Origin of the sequence: Sphingomonas sp. BGYR3 (assembly GCF_025153455.1) — a bacterium.
Classification (GTDB): Bacteria; Pseudomonadota; Alphaproteobacteria; order Sphingomonadales; family Sphingomonadaceae; genus Sphingomonas.
In genome coordinates, this window is sequence record NZ_JANZNT010000001.1 from 1598593 (window position 1) to 1616621 (window position 18029).

At 65.5% G+C, this 18029-nt stretch carries 16 protein-coding genes; 15 read left to right on the forward strand and 1 reads right to left on the reverse strand.

Annotation, left to right across the window (positions count from 1 at the left end; translation table 11 throughout):
- The first annotated feature begins 242 nt into the window (after window positions 1-242).
- From NYR55_RS07595 to NYR55_RS07665, 15 genes are all read left to right on the forward strand, one after another.
- On the forward strand, window positions 243-497 hold the full coding sequence (locus NYR55_RS07595; protein ID WP_347709659.1) for a helix-turn-helix transcriptional regulator: 255 nt from the start codon (window positions 243-245) through the stop codon (window positions 495-497).
- Entirely contained in the window at window positions 466-1158 is a 693-nt protein-coding gene (locus NYR55_RS07600; protein WP_260020592.1) for a hypothetical protein, read from the forward strand. The genes NYR55_RS07595 and NYR55_RS07600 overlap by 32 nt, the downstream gene beginning before the upstream one ends.
- Window positions 1159-1242: 84 nt before the next feature.
- Window positions 1243-2169: a bifunctional riboflavin kinase/FAD synthetase gene (locus NYR55_RS07605; protein WP_260020594.1), complete on the forward strand. Its 927-nt coding sequence runs from the start codon at window positions 1243-1245 to the stop codon at window positions 2167-2169.
- 209 nt (window positions 2170-2378) lie between these two features.
- On the forward strand, window positions 2379-5345 hold the full coding sequence (gene ileS / locus NYR55_RS07610; RefSeq protein ID WP_260020595.1) for an isoleucine--tRNA ligase: 2967 nt from the start codon (window positions 2379-2381) through the stop codon (window positions 5343-5345).
- Entirely contained in the window at window positions 5342-5875 is a 534-nt protein-coding gene (lspA, locus tag NYR55_RS07615) for a signal peptidase II (RefSeq protein WP_260020596.1), read from the forward strand. Before ileS ends, lspA begins: the two co-directional genes overlap by 4 nt.
- Window positions 5868-6281 carry a DUF3035 domain-containing protein gene (locus NYR55_RS07620; protein WP_260020597.1) on the forward strand — a complete coding sequence of 138 codons (414 nt, stop codon included), beginning with the start codon at window positions 5868-5870 and terminating at the stop codon, window positions 6279-6281. The genes lspA and NYR55_RS07620 overlap by 8 nt, the downstream gene beginning before the upstream one ends.
- 96 nt (window positions 6282-6377) lie before the next feature.
- Window positions 6378-7766 carry a S41 family peptidase gene (locus tag NYR55_RS07625; protein WP_260020598.1) on the forward strand — a complete coding sequence of 463 codons (1389 nt, stop codon included), beginning with the start codon at window positions 6378-6380 and terminating at the stop codon, window positions 7764-7766.
- 19 nt (window positions 7767-7785) lie between these two features.
- Window positions 7786-8259, forward strand: a complete 474-nt coding sequence (locus NYR55_RS07630; RefSeq protein WP_260020599.1) for a disulfide bond formation protein B — start codon at window positions 7786-7788, stop codon at window positions 8257-8259.
- Window positions 8256-8789, forward strand: a complete 534-nt coding sequence (locus tag NYR55_RS07635; RefSeq protein ID WP_260020600.1) for a demethoxyubiquinone hydroxylase family protein — start codon at window positions 8256-8258, stop codon at window positions 8787-8789. Before NYR55_RS07630 ends, NYR55_RS07635 begins: the two co-directional genes overlap by 4 nt.
- A gap of 52 nt (window positions 8790-8841) precedes the next feature.
- Entirely contained in the window at window positions 8842-9243 is a 402-nt protein-coding gene (locus NYR55_RS07640) for a hypothetical protein (RefSeq protein WP_260020601.1), read from the forward strand.
- A 56-nt stretch (window positions 9244-9299) separates the two neighbouring features.
- Window positions 9300-10547, forward strand: coding sequence for a putative DNA modification/repair radical SAM protein (locus NYR55_RS07645; RefSeq protein ID WP_260020603.1), 1248 nt, complete (start codon window positions 9300-9302; stop codon window positions 10545-10547).
- A complete protein-coding gene (locus NYR55_RS07650; RefSeq protein WP_260020604.1) occupies window positions 10544-11959 on the forward strand; it encodes a UdgX family uracil-DNA binding protein in 1416 nt (471 codons plus the stop codon). Before NYR55_RS07645 ends, NYR55_RS07650 begins: the two co-directional genes overlap by 4 nt.
- A 36-nt stretch (window positions 11960-11995) precedes the next feature.
- Complete coding sequence (locus tag NYR55_RS07655; protein ID WP_260020605.1) at window positions 11996-13015, forward strand: LacI family DNA-binding transcriptional regulator; 1020 nt, start codon at window positions 11996-11998, stop codon at window positions 13013-13015.
- A gap of 10 nt (window positions 13016-13025) precedes the next feature.
- Complete coding sequence (locus NYR55_RS07660; RefSeq protein ID WP_260020606.1) at window positions 13026-14279, forward strand: MFS transporter; 1254 nt, start codon at window positions 13026-13028, stop codon at window positions 14277-14279.
- 109 nt (window positions 14280-14388) lie between these two features.
- Complete coding sequence (locus NYR55_RS07665) at window positions 14389-16944, forward strand: glycoside hydrolase family 3 protein (RefSeq protein WP_260020607.1); 2556 nt, start codon at window positions 14389-14391, stop codon at window positions 16942-16944.
- A 13-nt stretch (window positions 16945-16957) separates the two neighbouring features.
- Here NYR55_RS07665 and NYR55_RS07670 read toward each other — a convergent pair whose 3' ends face one another.
- Window positions 16958-17980 carry an SMP-30/gluconolactonase/LRE family protein gene (locus tag NYR55_RS07670; protein WP_260020608.1) on the reverse strand — a complete coding sequence of 341 codons (1023 nt, stop codon included), beginning with the start codon at window positions 17978-17980 and terminating at the stop codon, window positions 16958-16960.
- Window positions 17981-18029 lie beyond the last annotated feature (49 nt).

Below are 18029 nucleotides of genomic sequence, written 5' to 3' on the forward strand. Positions count from 1 at the left end.
CGACTTGACATACAAAAATCTTCCCAAAAAGTCAAGCGAATCAGTGACTTCGTAAGCTATTGTGCAGATTCGATTTTTCGGTCTTGTGCTTCTGTGCGTCAAAATTCCCGTCGACATCCGCCCAAGCTCATCGACGAAAAATTCGTTTGGTCATGCATATCATGTCCAACACTCTTTACATCCGGGCCGAATCATGACAAGAAATCTTGTCATATGGACCAGAGTGTTTGTCAGGTGCGGGCGTGAAGAACCGGCTGCGCGTCATGCGCGCCGAAGCGGGGATCAGTCAGGGCGATCTGGCCCGGATGCTCGGCGTGTCGCGTCAGACGATCAACGCGGTCGAAACCGACAAATACGACCCCAGCCTGCCGCTCGCGCTCAGGCTGGCCAGATTGTTCGGCACGGGTGTCGATTCGATCTTTCTCGACGACTGGACGCCCCCCGAACCGCTGACGGGAGCAACGGGTGATGACGGGAACGGCGACGATGGCGAATGACGTGGCAGGCTGGCGGCAGAAACTGGTCGGCATCGGCCTTAAGCTTCTGGCCGGTGCGGTGGTGGGCGGGCTGGTCGGCTTTCTGTTCGGCAAATGGCTGAAGGCGTCGGGCCGGCTCGATGGCGCGGCCCCCTGGCCAGGGGAAGATATCGCCTCGCTCGCCATCGCCGCGATCCTCATTTTTGCAGGCGTCATGACGTGGTTCGCCGCGTCCAGCCCGGCGCGCTATGCCCGGATGATCGACAAGACGATGGAACCGGGCGAAACGGTCGATCCCGACGCCATCTGGTCCGCGCGGATGCAGGCCGCGCTGTGCACGCTGGCCGGCCTGTTGTTCGCCGCCCCGCCGCTGCTCGCCAACCTGGCCGATCTGTCCGCCATCGGCGTGCCCGCTGCCGTCGCGATCCTGGCGCTGGTGGCGGTGGAAAGCTGGCTCAACATCCGTCTGTGGCGGCGGTCGGACGAGCTGAACCGATCGATCATCGCACAAACAGGCGCGGTCTGTTTCTGGACGATGCAGCTTGCCCTGTTCATCTGGGCGACGCTGGCCAAGCTGGCGCTGGTGCCCGACGTGTCCAGCTGGACGATGCTGACCGTGCTGATGGCCGGGTATCTGCTCGCCTCGATCTGGGTCGGCTGGCGGCGCGGTCTGGTACAGTAACGGGCGCGGCACGAAACCGCCCCTCCAGATACCGCCCGCCGACGGCATTGGCTTCCGGGTCCGCCGCCCCTATAGCCCGGCGCCATGGAGCGGCTTGACGGCGGCTCGGCGCTGCCCCCGGCGTTTCGCGGCGGCATCGTCGCGCTGGGCAATTTCGACGGGTTTCACGCCGGGCATCAGGCCGTGGCGGATGAGGCGATCCGCTGGGCGCACGCGCTTGGCCGCCCGGCGATCATCGCCACCTTCGATCCGCATCCCGTCCGCTTCTTTCGCCCCGACACCCCGCCCTTCCGCCTGACCACGCTGGATCAGCGGCAGCGATTGTTCGCGCAGGCCGGGGCCGATGCGATGCTCGTCTTCGGCTTTGACGCCGCGCTTGCCGGCCTGTCCGCCCGGCAATTCTGCGGCGAACGGTTGGTCGCCCATGCCGGGGCGGCGGGGGTCGTCACCGGCGCTGACTTCACCTTTGGCAAGGGCCGCGACGGCGATGTCCATGTGCTGGCGATGCTGGGCGAAACCCTCGGCTTTTCCGCCCGCATCGTCGCCCCGGTCAGCGATGGCGAGGTCATTTCCTCCAGCCGCATCCGCGCCGCGCTTCAGGCGGGCGATCCGCGGGAAGCCACGCGCCTGCTCACCCGCCCCTTCGCGGTCGAGGGGGTGGTGGAACATGGCGCAAAGCTGGGGCGGCAACTCGGCTATCCCACCGCCAACCTGTCGATGGGCCAGTATCTGCGCCCGGCCTATGGCATCTATGCCGTGCGCGGCCATCTTGCCGACGGGCGCGTGCTGGACGGCGCGGCCAATCTCGGCATCCGCCCGACGATCGAGGGTCAGGCCACAGAGCTGCTCGAACCCTATTTCTTCGATTTTTCGGGCGACCTCTATGGACAGCGGATCGAGGTTGAATTCATCGACTTCATCCGGCCGGAGGGGCGGTTCGACAGCCTTGATGCGCTCAAGGATCAGATGGCGCGCGATTGCGATGCGGCCCGCGCGGCGCTCGCCCGCTAAACCGCTGGAAATGTAGGATTTCGTCTGCTTCGCTGGCGCCATGACCGCGTCCGCCTCGCCCGCCTGTACCCCCGCATGGCCGGTCGACGTCGCTCGTAAACCGGGTCATTGTGTCAAAACTGTCAAAACTCGCCCGTCAACCGCCCGCCACCCCGCTAGCGCAAACGGTTTGTCACCCCAGCCTGCCCGCGCTAATGCGCGCAGTTCCTATGACCGACACGACCGATCCCAAGCGCGCCACGAATCAGGTGGATTACCGCGACACCGTCTTCCTTCCCGTCACCGACTTTCCGATGAAGGCCGGGCTTGCGGGCAAGGAACCGCAGATCCTCGATCGCTGGGCGCGGATCGGCATTTACGATGCCCTGCGCAAACAGCGCGCCGGGCGCGAACGCTTCATCCTGCACGACGGCCCGCCCTATGCGAATGGCGACATTCACATGGGCCATGCGATGAACAAGGTGCTGAAGGACATCATCGTCCGCAGCCAGTCGCTGATGGGCAAGGACGCACCCTATGTCCCCGGCTGGGATTGCCACGGCCTGCCGATCGAATGGAAGATCGAGGAGGCGTATCGCAAGAAAAAGCAGTCGAAGGACGAGGTGCCCCCGTCCGAATTCCGCGCCGAATGTCGCGCCTATGCCCAGCATTGGGTGGGCGTGCAGAGCGCGCAGTTCCAGCGGCTCGGCGTCATGGGCGACTGGACCGACCCCTACCTGACCATGAAGTTCGAGGCCGAGGCGACGATCGCGGGCGAGCTTTTGAAGTTCGCGGAAAGCGGTCAGCTCTATCGCGGTGCCAAGCCGGTGATGTGGTCCCCCGTCGAAAAAACCGCCCTGGCCGAGGCCGAGGTGGAATATGAAGACGTCACCTCGACCCAGATCGACGTCGCCTTCGAGATCGTGGAAGCCCCCAACGCCCCCGAACTGGTCGGCGCTCACGCGGTGATCTGGACCACCACCCCCTGGACCATCCCGGTGAACCAGGCCTTGGCCTATGGGCCGGAGGTTGAGTACTGTCTGGCCCATTGCTATCTGGCAACCGACGCCGGCGGCGATTATGAAGGTGCGTTTTCCTATATCGAGAGCACTTATCCGCTGCTCTCTCAACAGAACGTGCTAATCGCACGCCATCTCCAAGGCGCTTTCGAGGACCGCATAAACGCAGAGTTGGCAAAGCTTGACCTAAGCGGCTTCGGCATCTCCAAAGCTTGGGTTTGGCTCGATGAGACGAAAGTTCTGAAGGGCTCCGCACTCGCCGGAGCCACCGCTCGTCACCCGATGCACGAACTGGGCGGCTTTTTCGCCAAGCCGCGCCCCTTCCTGCCGGGCGATTTCGTCACCACCGATGCGGGAACCGGCCTTGTCCACATGGCGCCGGATCATGGCGAGGACGACTTTGCCCTGTGCAAGGCGAACGGGATCGAACCCGTCTTTGCGGTGATGGACGATGGGCGCTACCGCGACGACTGGGCGTGGCTGGGCGGTGCGGACGAACGCCGCCTCAGCGTCATCAACGCCAAGTTCAACGCCCCCGAAGGCCCGATCTGCGCCGACCTGCGCACCGCTGGCGCGCTGCTCTCCGCCGCCCCTTTCCAGCACAGCTATCCGCATAGCTGGCGGAGCAAGGCGCGGATCATCTTCCGCTGCACCCCCCAATGGTTCATCCCGATGGACCGCAACTCCCTCTCCCAATGGGAGAGGGAGGGAGCGCCGGAGGCGCGGAAGGGTGAGGGTGACACGGCCAACGCCCCCACCCTGCGCAACCTTGCGCTCGACGCCATCGACCGCACCCGCTTCGTTCCGGAAAAGGGCCGCAACCGCATCCGGTCGATGGTGGAGGGCCGCCCCGACTGGGTGATCAGCCGCCAGCGCGCCTGGGGCGTGCCTATCGCGCTCTACGTCAATCGCCAGACGGGCGATTACCTCCGCGATCCGGCCGTCAACGCCCGCATCCTCGATGCCTTCCGCACCGGCGGGGCGGACGCCTGGTACGTCGCCGATCATCAGGCGCTGCTCGGCCCCGACCACAATCTCGCGGATTATGACGTCGTCACCGACATCCTCGACGTCTGGTTCGACAGCGGTTCCACCCACAGCTTCGTGGTCGAGGCACGCTATGGTGTTGGCACCCGCGCGAACCTGTATCTGGAGGGGTCGGATCAGCATCGCGGCTGGTTCCAGTCCAGCTTGCTGGAAAGCTGCGGCACGCGCGGCCGCGCGCCCTATGATGCCGTCCTGACCCACGGCTTCGCCCTTGATGGCCAGGGCCGCAAGATGTCGAAATCGCTGGGCAATGTCGTCGATCCGCTCAAGGTGATCGACGAATCGGGCGCCGATATCCTCCGCCTCTGGGTCGCGCAGACCGATTATTTCGAGGATGTGCGCATCGGCAAGGAAGTGCTGGCCGGCACGGGCGATGCCTACCGGAAACTGCGCAATACCTTCCGCTACCTTCTTGGCGCGCTGGCCGGGTTCACCGATGCCGAAAAGCTGCCGGTCGAACAGATGCCGGAGCTTGAGCGGTACATCCTGACCCGCCTCGGCGCGCTGGATGCCGAACTGCGCGCAGCGGCCGAGGCGTTCGAGTTCAACCGCTACAGCCGCGCCCTGATCGACTTTGCACAGGACGATCTGTCGGCCTTCTTCTTCGATATCCGCAAGGATTCACTCTATTGCGATGCGGCCGACAGCGTGAAGCGCCGCGCCTGCCGCACCGTGATGGACGTGCTGTTCCACGCCCTTGTCCGCTATGCCGCGCCAATCCTGTGCTTCACGGCAGAGGAAGTGTGGCAGGCCCGTTTCCCGTCGGACGACGGCTCGGTCCACTTCCTTGAATGGCCGGAACTGCCTGCGCTTCCCGGCGACGATCCGATGATGACCGAATGGGCCGATATCCGCCGCCAGCGCGAAGCGGTAACCGAGGCGATCGAGCCGCTGCGCCGCGAAAAGATCGTCCGCTCCAGCCTGGAGGCGGAGGTGACGGTGCCGAACCTGCTGCGTCCCGCCGCCGAACTGGCCGAAATCTTCATCGTCGCCGCCGTGCATGACGGGTCGGATGACAGCATCGCCGTCGCCCGTACCGCACATCACAAATGCGGCCGCTGCTGGCGTCTGCTGCCCGAGGTTGTCGAGGACGGCGCGCTGTGCGACCGGTGCGCAGAGGTGATTGCATGATCCGCAACCTGACCGGCCTTGGCGGCATCACCGCCCTTCTCGTCCTGATCGCCGATCAGGTGGTGAAATATGTCGTCACCGGCCCGCTCGGCCTGACGCAGGAGGGACAGGAAATCGCCGTCCTGCCCATCTTTACCCTGCGCTTCGTGATGAACGAGGGGGTGTCGATGGGGATGCTTCAGGCGGAAAATGACCTGATGCGCTGGGCCCTGGTCGCGATGACCGGCGCCATCGCCATTGCCGTTGCCTGGTGGATCACGCGGGAAACCAGCCGCCCGGATCTGTTCGCGCTTGGCCTGGTGCTGGGCGGGGCCATCGGCAACATCATCGACCGCATCCGTTTTGGCTATGTCGTCGATTATGCCGACCTGCATTTCGGCGACTGGTCGCCGTTTCTGGTGTTCAACGTGGCCGATGCCGCGATCAGCATCGGCGTCGTTATCCTGCTTGCGCGCGCCCTGCTTGTGCGCGACAAGCCGCAGCAACAGGGCGGACCCAGCGATTCCGCGACGGAGAATGTGAATGCGTAAGGCCATCCTTGCCGCCGGACTTGCCGGCATCGTGCTCAGCACCGCTGCCTGTGGCGGCCGTGGCGGTCTCGACCGCAACCGGCCCGACGAATTTGCCGTCGCGCGTCAGGCGCCGCTGGTGATCCCGCCCGATTTCGCGCTCGTGCCGCCGCAGCCCGGCGCCGCCCGCCCGCAGGAAAACGGCCCGCAGCAAGAGGCGCTGGAGGCGTTGTTCGGCAAGCCTGCACCGCGCAGCGCCACCGAAACCTCGATGCTGGAAGCCGCAGGCGCTTCGGGTGCAGAGGTCGGCGTGCGCTCCTCGGTCGGTGATCCCGACACCAGCGTGGTGAACAAGGGCACGACCACCCGCGACATCATCGCCGCGCCGCAGGGCGATGGCGAAACGGCCCGCGTCGTTACCCCCTGATTGCGCTTCATCCGGCGTTCATCGCGGCAGGCCTTTGCTAGTGGCGATTTAAGCCGCTAGTCTGGTGCCATGGCCACTTCAAAAGCGATCCGCCCGATGATCCGTCCCCTGCTGCAAGCCACTGCCCTGGTGGGCGCGTTGGCGATGGTCCCGGTCGCCACCGGCGCGATGGCGCAGGTCGATACCGAAAGCTATCGCGAGCTGGACGCCTTTATGGACGTCTACACCCGCGTGCGCGCCCAATATGTCGATCAGGTGGACGACAAGACGCTGATGAAGGGCGCGATCCAGGGGATGCTGGCCGCGCTCGATCCGCACAGCTCCTATGTCGATGCGCTCGATTTCGAGAATATGCGCATCGCGACCGAAGGGAATTATGGCGGCCTTGGCCTGTCGGTGACGATGGAGGACGGGGTGGTCAAGGTGATTGCCCCGACCGAAGACACCCCCGCCTTCCGCGCCGGGATCAAGGCGGGCGACTACATCACCCATATCGACAACAAGCTGATCTATGGCGAAACGCTCGACGCCGCGGTCACCTCGATGCGCGGTCCGCCGGGCAGCAAGATCACCATCACCATCGTCCGCCCCGGCCGCGAAAAGCCGATGGACGTTCAGCTGACCCGCGAAACCATCGTTCAAAAGGCGGTGAAGTGGGAGGTGAAGGACGGCATCGGCATCATCAACATCAACACCTTTTCCGGCACCACCGGCGCCGAAACCCGTGCCGCGATCGCGGCGATCGACAAGACGCTGGGCAAAAAGCCGCTCGGCTATGTCATCGACCTGCGCGACAATGGCGGCGGCCTGCTGTCCCAGGCGGTCGAGGTATCCGACATCTTTCTGGCCAATGGCGAAATCGTGTCCCAGCGCGGCCGGGAAAAGGGCGATATCGAACGCTATTTCGCCGATCAGCCGGATCGGTACCAGTCAGGCCGCACCGTGGTGAAGGGCGATCTGACCGGCGGATTGCCGCTGATCGTCCTGGTCGATGCCGGCACCGCTTCTGCATCCGAAATCGTCGCCGGCGCGGTTCAGGATCACCATCGCGGCCTCGTGATGGGCGAAACCACCTTTGGAAAGGGGTCGGTGCAGACCCTGATTCAGGTCGGCCCGCAATCGGCGCTGCGCCTGACGACGGCGCGCTATTACACGCCGTCCGGCCGGTCGGTGCAGGAAGGCGGCATCAGCCCCGACCTTGCCGTGCCCCAGATCAGCGATCCGGACCGGCGCAGCCGCCGCGTAATCCGCGAGGCGGACCTGCGCCGCCATCTGGTCAACGAGGCAAAGGTCGACGACAAGCTGCTCGAAGACGATGCCAAGGACGATCCCCGCTTTTCCGCCAAGCCAGAGGACCTGAAGAAGCAGGGCATCGAGGATTTCCAGCTGCATTACGCGCTGCAGACCATCGGCCGCCTTGGCCCGAACGTGCGACAGGCCGCGACGGAAAAGGCGGCGGCGGGCAAGCCCGCGGGCGGCCGCTGATCCCCGGTAGCACCGCCGCATGAGCCCGTCCCTCCGGCTGGCGCGCTGGATCGCGTTTCTGCTGCCGCTGTCCCTGATCCTGGGGGCGCTGGCGTCGCAATATCTGGGCGGGCTGTATCCGTGCGAGCTGTGCCACTGGCAACGCTGGCCGCATTATGCCGCGATCGTGCTGGCCGGACTGGCTTTTGTCATTCCGGGCCGCAGCCAGCGGACCGGCCTGGTCACGCTGGCGATGCTGGCCATCCTGATCAGCGGCATGATCGGCGTCTATCATGCCGGGGTCGAATATCACTGGTGGCCCAACCTTGCGCCCTGCGCATCGACCATGACCGGTGCGGGCACCATCGAGGATATCCTGGCGATGCCGGTCATTTCCTGCGACCAGCCGCAATGGACCTTTGCCGGTATTTCCCTTGCCGGGTTCAATGCGCTGTTGTCGCTGGGCGGCGCCCTCACCATCTTGGCGCTGTTGTTCAAGAGGAAGCCGCTATGACCATCGCAGCCCCCCGCTCCGCCCCGAACATCGAATCGATGATTCGCGTCAATCAGGCGGGCGAATATGGCGCGACCCGCATCTATGCCGGCCAGCTTGCCGTGATGGGCGATCGCGGTGAGGCCGCCCGCGCAATCGCCGGCATGGCCCGGCAGGAAGAGCGCCACCGCGCCTTTTTCGACCGGATGATGGCGGAACGGCGTGTGCGGCCGACCATCCTGCATCCACTGTGGGACGCGGCGGGGTTTGCGCTGGGTGCTGTCACCGCGGCGATCGGCCCGAAGGCGGCGATGGCCTGCACCGTCGCGGTCGAAACAGAGATTGACCGCCATTATCGCGATCAGCTGGACGAACTGGGCGATACCGACCCCGAATTGTCGGCGGCGGTGGCGGAGTTTCGGGCCGAAGAGCTGGAGCACAAGGACGCGGCATTAGAGGCCGGCGCCGAACAGGCCGTCGCCTATCCCGTGCTGTCCGGCGTGATCCGCCTGGGCTGCCGCGCCGCCATCGCGCTGTCGAAGCGAATTTGATGCCATTCGCCCTCGTCATGCGTTAATGGTGCAGAGAGAGGAGCTTAACAGGATGACCCGCACTGCACTGATCGCGTTGGCGGCCCTTGCCGGCCTTGCAACGATCCCCGCCCCTGCCAGCGCGCAGACGGTGCGCGGCGGCGTGCTCGACATCTTTGGCGATGACAAATGCCCGACCAATTCGGATGGCGAAGAGATTTATGTCTGCCGTCGCCTGCCCGAGGGTGAGCGGTTCCGCATCCCTCAGAAACTGCGCGACCCGGAAATCGCACCCAGCAAGGAAAGCTGGGCCGTGCGGCAGGAAGATGCGCTGCGTGTCGGCGATTTCGGCACGGGCAGCTGCTCGACCGTCGGTGCCGGCGGTGGCACCGGGTGCTTCGCCCGCGCCGCCCGCGCGTCCAAGGCCGATTCGCGCGCCCGGCGTGAAGCAGAGACGGATCTGCCGCTGGAATAACCCGCCCCGCCCGCGTTCCGCTTGCCCTTTGCGGCAACAGAACATAAAAGGAACGAATGGCACAGCTCGATACGCGGCAGAAACTGGAAATCCTTGCCGACGCGGCAAAATATGATGCCAGCTGCGCGTCATCGGGCACGACCAAGCGCCATTCGCGCGATGGAAAAGGGCTGGGTTCGACCACCGGGTCGGGCATCTGCCACGCCTACACCCCCGATGGTCGGTGCATCAGCCTGTTGAAGATCCTGCTGACCAACAGCTGCGTGTTTGATTGCCATTATTGCATCAACCGGAAGAGCAGCAATGTGCGCCGCGCCCGCTTTACCGCGCGCGAAGTGGTTGATCTGACGCTGAATTTCTATCGCCGCAATTATATCGAGGGCTTGTTCCTGTCCTCCGGCATCATCCACTCGTCCAACTATACCATGGAACAGCTGGTCGAGGTTGCCCGATCGTTGCGCGAGGATCACCAGTTTCGCGGCTATATCCACCTGAAGACGATCCCGGACGCGGACCCGGAACTGATCGCGGCGGCGGGCCGACATGCCGATCGCATTTCGATCAACATCGAATTGCCGACCGCTGCGGGCCTGAAGCGCCTGGCTCCGGAAAAGTCGGAGGGGCAGATCGAAGGCGCGATGGGCGGCATGGCCCGGTCGATCCTGGACGCGCGCGATGCGCGCAAACGCTATCGATCGGCGCCGCGCTTTGCCCCTGGGGGTCAGTCGACGCAGATGATCGTCGGCGCTGACGCCGCGTCCGACCGCGACATCGTGGGCCGGGCAGCGACGCTGTATGACCGGTTTGCGCTGCGCCGCGTCTATTATTCGGCGTTCAGCCCGATCCCGTCGGCCAGCACGGTCCTGCCGCTGAAACGGCCGCCGCTGATGCGGGAACATCGCCTGTATCAATCGGACTGGCTGATGCGGTTTTACGGTTTTGCGCCAGCCGAGGTTGCCGATGCGGCAGACAGCGGAACGGGGATGCTGCCGCTCGACATCGACCCCAAATTGGCCTGGGCGCTCAAGCACCGGGAACGGTTTCCGGTCGACATCAACCGGGCACCGCGCGAAATGCTGCTCCGGGTACCGGGTCTGGGCGTCAAGGCGGTCAACGCCATCCTTGCGGCGCGGCGCCATCGGCGTCTTCGGCTGGAGGATGTCGCCCGGCTGACGGTTTCCATTGCCAGGCTTCGACCGTTCCTTGTCGCGGCGGACTGGCGCCCGGTGATGCTCAGCGACAGCCTGGCGATCGAACACAGCCTCCGGCCGCAGCGCGAGCAGCTGGAGCTGTTTCCGGCTTGACGCATCAGATCACGCTGGATGAGCCGGACGATTTCGACGGCTGGCGACAGGCGGCCCGGGCGCTGGCGCTGGCCCGCGTTGCGCCCGATGGCGCGGTCTGGCGCGTGGCGGGCGATGCGGGTGATCTGTTCGGCGCCGATGCTCCGCTGCCGCCGCCATCCGATCCGCCCGTCAATCTGCGCGTGCCCCGGGCGTTTCTCGACCTTGCCCGAAGCGCCATCCAGCATAGCGACCCCAGCCGGTTCGCGCGCCTCTATGCCCTGCTGATCCGGCTGCAGCGGCAACCGGGGGCGATCGAGGACCGGGCGGACCCGTCGCTTCGCCAGCTGGAGGACATGGCCAAGGCGGTGCGGCGGGACATTCACAAGATGCGCGCCTTTGTCCGCTTCCGCACCGTGATGGATCAGGACGGGGAACGGTTCGTCGCGTGGTTCGAACCGCAGCATCATATCGTGCGGCATAATGCCCGGTTCTTCGTCGATCGCTTTGCCGCGATGCGCTGGTCGATCCTGACACCGGCGCTGTCGATCCACTGGGACGGATCGACGCTGGTCGAAGGGCCCGGCGCAACGCGCGCCGATGCGCCCGCGGACGACCCGGTCGAGGCGATCTGGAAGACCTATTACGGCGCGATCTTCAATCCCGCGCGCGTCAAGATCGGCGCGATGCTGAAGGAAATGCCGCGCAAATACTGGCACAACATGGCCGAAACCGCGTTGATCGGACAGTTGATTGCGGGGGCGCATCAACGGGAAAGCCGCATGATCGACACCGCCGCGCAGCCATCCCCATCCGGCAACGCCGCCGGCGCCATCGCCGCCCTGCGGGAAGAGGCGGCAAGCTGTCGCCGCTGTCCCCTGTGGCAACCCGCAAGGCAAACGGTGTTCGGCGAAGGGCCGCCGGATGCGGACATCATGCTGGTCGGCGAGCAGCCGGGCGATCAGGAGGATCTGGCCGGCCATCCCTTTGTCGGCCCGGCGGGTCAGGTGCTGGACGCCGCGCTGGCCCAGGCCGGGCTGGATCGCGCGCGGTTGTATGTCACCAACGCGGTGAAGCATTTCAAGTTCGAGCCGCGCGGCAAGCGGCGGATCCATCAATCGCCCGTCACGGACGAAATCCGGGCATGCCAATGGTGGCTGGATCAGGAGCGGGCGATCGTGCGGCCGCGGCTGACCATCGCGCTGGGTGCAACGGCGGCGCGCGCACTTGCCGGAAAGGCCGTTACCATTGGGCGAGAGCGGGGACGGCCGGTGCAGTTTGCGGACGGGGGTGCGGGCTGGATCACGGTGCATCCCAGCTATCTGCTGCGCCTGCCCGATCCAGAGCTTGCCGAAAGGGAGCGGCGCAGATTCGTCGAGGAACTGGCCGCTGCCCGGGCCTGGGTCGAGGCCGGGGCCGGTGCGTCAGGATGATTGACGATCCAGTGCTTTGCCGTCAGGACTTGCGGAGTGACAGGGGCAAAGAGGACAACGATCCGGGAGGTCGCGGAGCGCGCTGGCGTTTCCACCAAGACGGTGTCGCGCGTCCTGAACAACGAACCCCATGTGACCGCGGCAGTACGCGAACGCGTGAACGCCGCCACACGGGAACTGGATTACCACCCCAATATGCTGGCCCAGGGGCTGGTGCGGCGTCGCTCCTATCTGCTGGGTCTGGTCTATGAAAAGCCCAGCCCCAGCTATGTCGTCGACCTTCAGATGGGCGTGCTCGACCGGTTGCGGGAGGAGCGGTATCGCCTGATCGTGCTGCCGGTTCACTCGATCGCCACGCGCGCGCATGAGGTGACGGGACTGTTGCGGTCGGCGGCGCTGGACGGCGTCGTGCTGGCCCCGCCGGCATCGGATCATCCCCGTATCCTGCGCGAACTGACATCGGCGCAGCTCCCCTTTGCCCGCATTGCGCCAACGCAAATGCTGGAACTGGGCAACAACAACCTGCTGGACGATGTGGCGGCGGCGCGCGGCATTGCCGATCACGTGCTTGCACAGGGGCACCGGCGGGTCGCGATCATCCTGGGCGATCCGACCCATTCCGCCAGCCAGGCCCGCCTTGAAGGGTTCGGACAGGCCTTTGCCGAGCATGGCCTGGACATGGCAGAGACGCCGCGCGGCCAGGGCTATTTCACCTTTGAATCCGGGTTCGAGGCGGCGCAGGCATTGCTGTCCGCCAAGCCGCGACCCACGGCCATTCTGGCGCAGAATGACGACATGGCAGTCGGTGCGCTGATGGCCGCCCGGGATCTGGGGCTGGACGTGCCGGGCGATGTTTCAATCGTCGGATTTGACGATTCCGAGGTTTCCCGGATCACCTGGCCCCGGATCACGACCGTGAAACAGCCAGTGTACGACATGGCTTTTCGCGCCGCAGAGATGCTGATCCAGCAGCTGGAACAGGGCGAACGTGCCGACAGCGTCGTGCATCCCCACACGCTGATGCTGCGCGATTCGGTGGCGCCGCCGCGCCGGTGATGGTCGCCGCATGATCACGCGGCGGGAACGGATTGCCTATGCCGCGGGCGATCTGGGCTTCAATTTCGTCTGGCAGTCGATGGAGCTGTTCCTGCTCTTTTTCTACCTGCGCGGGCTAGGCCTGTCCGCAGGGGCGGCATCGCTGATATTTCTGATCGGTTCGGTCATCGACTGGGTTGCCGATCCGACCGTCGGTGCGGTTGCAGACCGGATGAGCCGGACGCGCCCGATGCGCATCTGGGTCGGCATTGGCGGCCCGCTGTCCGGCCTGTTGCTTGCACTGGCGTTCATGCCGTTGCCGCTGGACGGATGGCCGCTGTTCGCCGCCGTGCTGGCGATCCATGTCGCGCTGCGCTTTTGCTACAGCCTTGGCAACATCCCCTATGCCGCGCTGACCGCGCGAATTTCGGACCGGCCGCTCGACCATCTGGCACTGACCGGCGCCCGGATGCAGGGTGCGGCGATCGGCGGGATGATCGCGGCCGGCGTCTATTTCGCGATGCCGGCCAATGGCAGCGGGATTGCCGATTTCCGCAGCGGCGCGCTGTTGCTGGCGGTGCTGGCCCTGCCCGCCTTTCTGGCGACGGTGATCGGCGTGCGGGAACGGATCAGCACCGCCGCAGCACCAGAAAGCCGGTCGTTGATGGCGACCATGGCCGCCCTGCCCGTCATGCTGCGGGGATCGGCCGTGCTGCGCCGGCTGCTTGCCACCATCCTGGTCGCGGGATGCGCCGTGACGGTGGTCAACAAGACGCTGCTGTTGCTATTCGAGGAACAGGGATCGCTGCGTGCGGGCTATCTTGCCACGTTCCTGCCCGGCCTGACGCTATTGCTTGCAACGCCGCTATGGGCCGCCGCGGCAAGGCGGCGGGGACGTGTCGCCGTGCTGGTTATTGCGGGCGTGCTGAATGTTGCGGCTGTCCTGGCGCTGATCCTGCCGTTTGGCCTGCCCTTTCACCTTGGGGCGATCACGCTGGCGATCACGGCAGGGAACGGCATGTCGGTCATGTTCTGGGCGCTGGTCCCGGTGGTGGTCGAACGATCGGGCGATCAGGGAACGGGCTTTGCCGCGCGCACCTATGCGCTGTGCTCCATCGCCCGGAAACTGGCGCAGGCGATTGCACCGCAGCTGATCGCGCTCAGCCTTACCGGAACGCGCTCCGTCATTCCGGCAATCATCGTGAGTGCGATCGTTGCGCTGATCGTCATCGTCGTCTTTCGCCCGTCCGGATCGACGCCATCGCTGCGCGAGGCCGCTCGTTGATCGTTTGCACGACAAAAGGTGCAGCAGCGGGAACGCAGGCAACAGGAACTTGTCAGCGTTGTCAGGCTGAGGCATGGAAGGCGCGACAATGGAGCCGATGGGGGAGAGGATGATGTTCGCACGCGCCGGTTTGGCCGCATCGGCCAGCATGTTGCTGGCGGGATGCGCGGCCACTGTGACACAGGCAAACACGGCACAGAGCAACGCTGCCGCCGCTGGTGCCGATCCGCTGGCCGTTCCGGCCGCAGCGCAGGTGCATCCGGAAAAGTGGCCCGCGCCGCAATGGAAGGTGCCGGTCAATGCCGATCACGAAGCCCGCATCAAGGCGCTCATCGCGCGGATGAGCGTCGAGGAAAAGGTCGGCCAGATCCTTCAGGCCGACCTGGCGGCGGTCACGCCCGAGGATGTGCGCAAATATCACCTGGGATCGGTGCTGAACGGCGGCAATTCCGGCCCCTATGGCAATGATCTTGGCCCGGCGCAGGACTGGCTGAAGCTGGCGGACGAATTCTACGCCGCGTCCATGGACGAACGCGACGGTAAGCAGGGCATCCCGATCGTCTGGGGGACCGATGCCGTGCACGGCCATTCCAACATCATCGGGGCGACGCTGTTTCCGCACAATGTCGGCCTGGGCGCGATGCGGGATCCGGACCTGATCGAGAAGATCGGCAAGGCGACCGCCGTGGAAATCCGGGTGACCGGTCAGGAATGGACCTTTGCCCCCACGATCACCGTGCCGCAGGATTATCGGTGGGGCCGCGCCTATGAGGGCTATTCATCCGATCCCGCGCTGGTCGCCAGCTATGTCGGCCGGATGATCAAGGGGCTGCAGGGCCCCGTCGATGGCGGCCCGATGCTGAAAGGGCCTTATGTCCTTGCCAGCACCAAGCATTTTCTGGCCGATGGCGGCACGACCGACGGCCGGGATCAGGGCGACGCCGCGATCGATGAGGATACGCTGATCCGCATCCATGGGGCCCCCTATGTCCCGGCGATCGAGGCGGGCGTTGAAACGGTGATGACCAGCTTTTCCAGCTGGAACGGCGTCAAGATTGCCGGCCATCGCGGGCTGGTGACCGATGTGCTGAAGAACCGGATGAACTTTGGCGGCTTCATCGTGACCGACTGGAACGCGCATGGACAGCTGAAGGGGTGCACCAACGCCAGCTGCGCCACGGCGGTGAATGCCGGCATCGACATGTACATGGCGCCGGACACGTGGAAGGACCTCTATGCCTCGCTCACCGCACAGGTGAAGTCGGGCGAGGTGCCGATGGCACGGCTGGACGAGGCGGTGGCCCGGGTTCTGCGCGTCAAGATGCGGCTTGGCCTGTTCGAGGCGGGCAAGCCGTCATCGCGTCCCTATTCTGGCCAGTGGAACCTGCTCGGCGCGCCCGAACATCGCGCCATCGCGCGGGAGGCGGTTGCCAAGTCGCTGGTCCTGTTGAAGAATCAGGGCTCCCTTCTGCCGCTGAAGCCGGGCGCGAATGTGCTGGTCGCTGGCGACGCGGCGGACGATATCGCGCGGCAGGCTGGCGGCTGGACGCTGACGTGGCAGGGAACCGGCCTCAATAACAGTCAGTTTCCGGGCGCGACCAGCATCTGGAAGGGGCTGGAAACCGCTGTGAAGGATGCCGGGGGCAGTGCGTCCCTGTCGCCCGATGGCAGCTATACCAAAAAGCCGGATGTCGCCGTCGTCGTGTTCGGCGAAACCCCCTATGCCGAGTTTCAGGGCGACATTCAGTCGCTGCAGCTCAAGGCGGAGCTGACCGGTCCCATCGAAACGATGAAAAAGCTGAAGGCACAGGGCATTCCCGTGGTCGCCGTGATGATCACGGGCCGGCCACTCTACATGAATCCGGCGCTCAACGCGGCTGACGCATTCGTCGTCGCCTGGTTGCCGGGGTCGGAGGGCGCAGGTGTCGCCGATGTAATGGTGGCGGGCCGTAATGGTCAGGCAAAGCGCGACTTTACCGGCAAGCTGCCGACCGCATGGCCGGCCAATGCGGTGCATGGCGGCCCGACCCTCTATCCCTTTGGCTACGGCCTGTCCGCACGGACGGCGCAACCGACGTGGAAGCCCCTGTCCGAAGATGCCGGGATCCGGGAGACGGCGGAAAACGGCGTCTATTTCGCCCGCGGCGTGCCCGCGTCCAGCTGGTCGCTGATCGTTGCCGGCGGGTCCGATGGCGGCACGCGCATCACGACGGGATCGGCCAGCGCGCTGGACGGCCGCGTGACCGTGACGCCGGTCGATTACGGGATCCAGGAAGGGGCACGGCGTTTCGTCATGGCTGGCGGCGGGCGTCAGGTGGTGCAACTGAACAATTTCACACCGGTCGACGTATCGCGGGAAACGAATGGCGAGGTGCTGTTGCTGACTACGCTGCGCATCGATGAAAAGCCCGCATCCGCCATGCAGTTCAGCCTGACCAGCGCGGATGGCAAGACGGCGACCGTCGCTGCGCCCGAACTGGCTGCGCTGCCGGTCGGCGAGTGGAAGACCGTGGCCGTGCCGCTGCAATGCTTCCGGGCAGGCGGTGCTGACATGAGCCGGGTGAGCACGCCGTTCCAGCTGGAAACGGCGGGCCGCGTGACGTTCAGCCTGGGCCGGGTCGCACTGGGCACCGTGGCCGACGTGACGGTCAAGTGCGCGGGCTGATCCCGCTGGCGGGTCAGGATGCGGGGCGCACCCGGGTCCTGACCCGCGCGACCATGTCGCTTGAGGTAAGGTAGAGCCAGCCGTTCGGCGCCAGCGCGCAATTGGCGATCGCCTTGCCCGTCCCGATCGTGCCGAGATGCCGGCCGTCCGGGGTAAAGACGAGCACGCCGCCCGGCCCGGTCATGAACAGGTGACCCGTGGCCGCCACCTTCATCCCGTCGGGCAGTCCGGGCTTGCCGGCGGCGACGCCTGCCCGGAAATTGCCCAGCACCCGCCGCTCGCCAAAGCTGCCATCGACCTGCCGCGAATAGGCGTAAAGCTCGGGCACATCAGGATCGGATTGGGTGACGTACAGCGTGCGCTGATCCGGTGACAGCGCGATTCCATTTGGCCGCTTCACCGTGGCGTCGATCCGGCTGACGGTGCCATCCGGTGCAAGCTGATAGACGCCATTGGCCGCCTGTTCCTTCAACGGCGACTGATCGCCGTCGGCCAGGCCATAGGGCGGATCCGTGAAATAGATGCTGCCATCGCGCCCCTCGATCAGGTCGTTGCAGCTGTTGAACCGCTTGCCGTCGAACCGGTTGGCCAGGATGGTGCGGATCCGCGTTTTCAGGTCCAGCCGCTCGATCGCGCGCGTCCCGCTGCCCGCCATCAGCAGCCGCCCCTGACGATCCAGTGCCAGCCCGTTCGCACCGGCCTCACGCACACCGGCGGGGATGGGCGACGGCCCGGACGGGTCAAGGAACGGCACCGGCGCGCCCGCTCCCGGTGTCCAGCGCCAGATGCGGTTGCCCGGCACGTCGGTGAACAGCAGATAGCCGCCGTCCGGCACCCAGACCGGCCCTTCTGCCCAGCCATAGCCAGTGCCCAGCACCTCGATCGGCGCATCCGGGTCAATCACCGCGTCCAGTCCGGGATCCATCCGGTTGATGGCGCCGATGCGGGTATCTTGCGCCCTCAGCGGCCTGGCGACGCAAGCGACTGGCGCCAGTGCGGCGATCCCGGCGATCAGATGGCGTCTGGTCAATGTCATCGGAAAATCCCTTGTTGTGCCACCCATCTGTCCCGGATCACCCCGACGA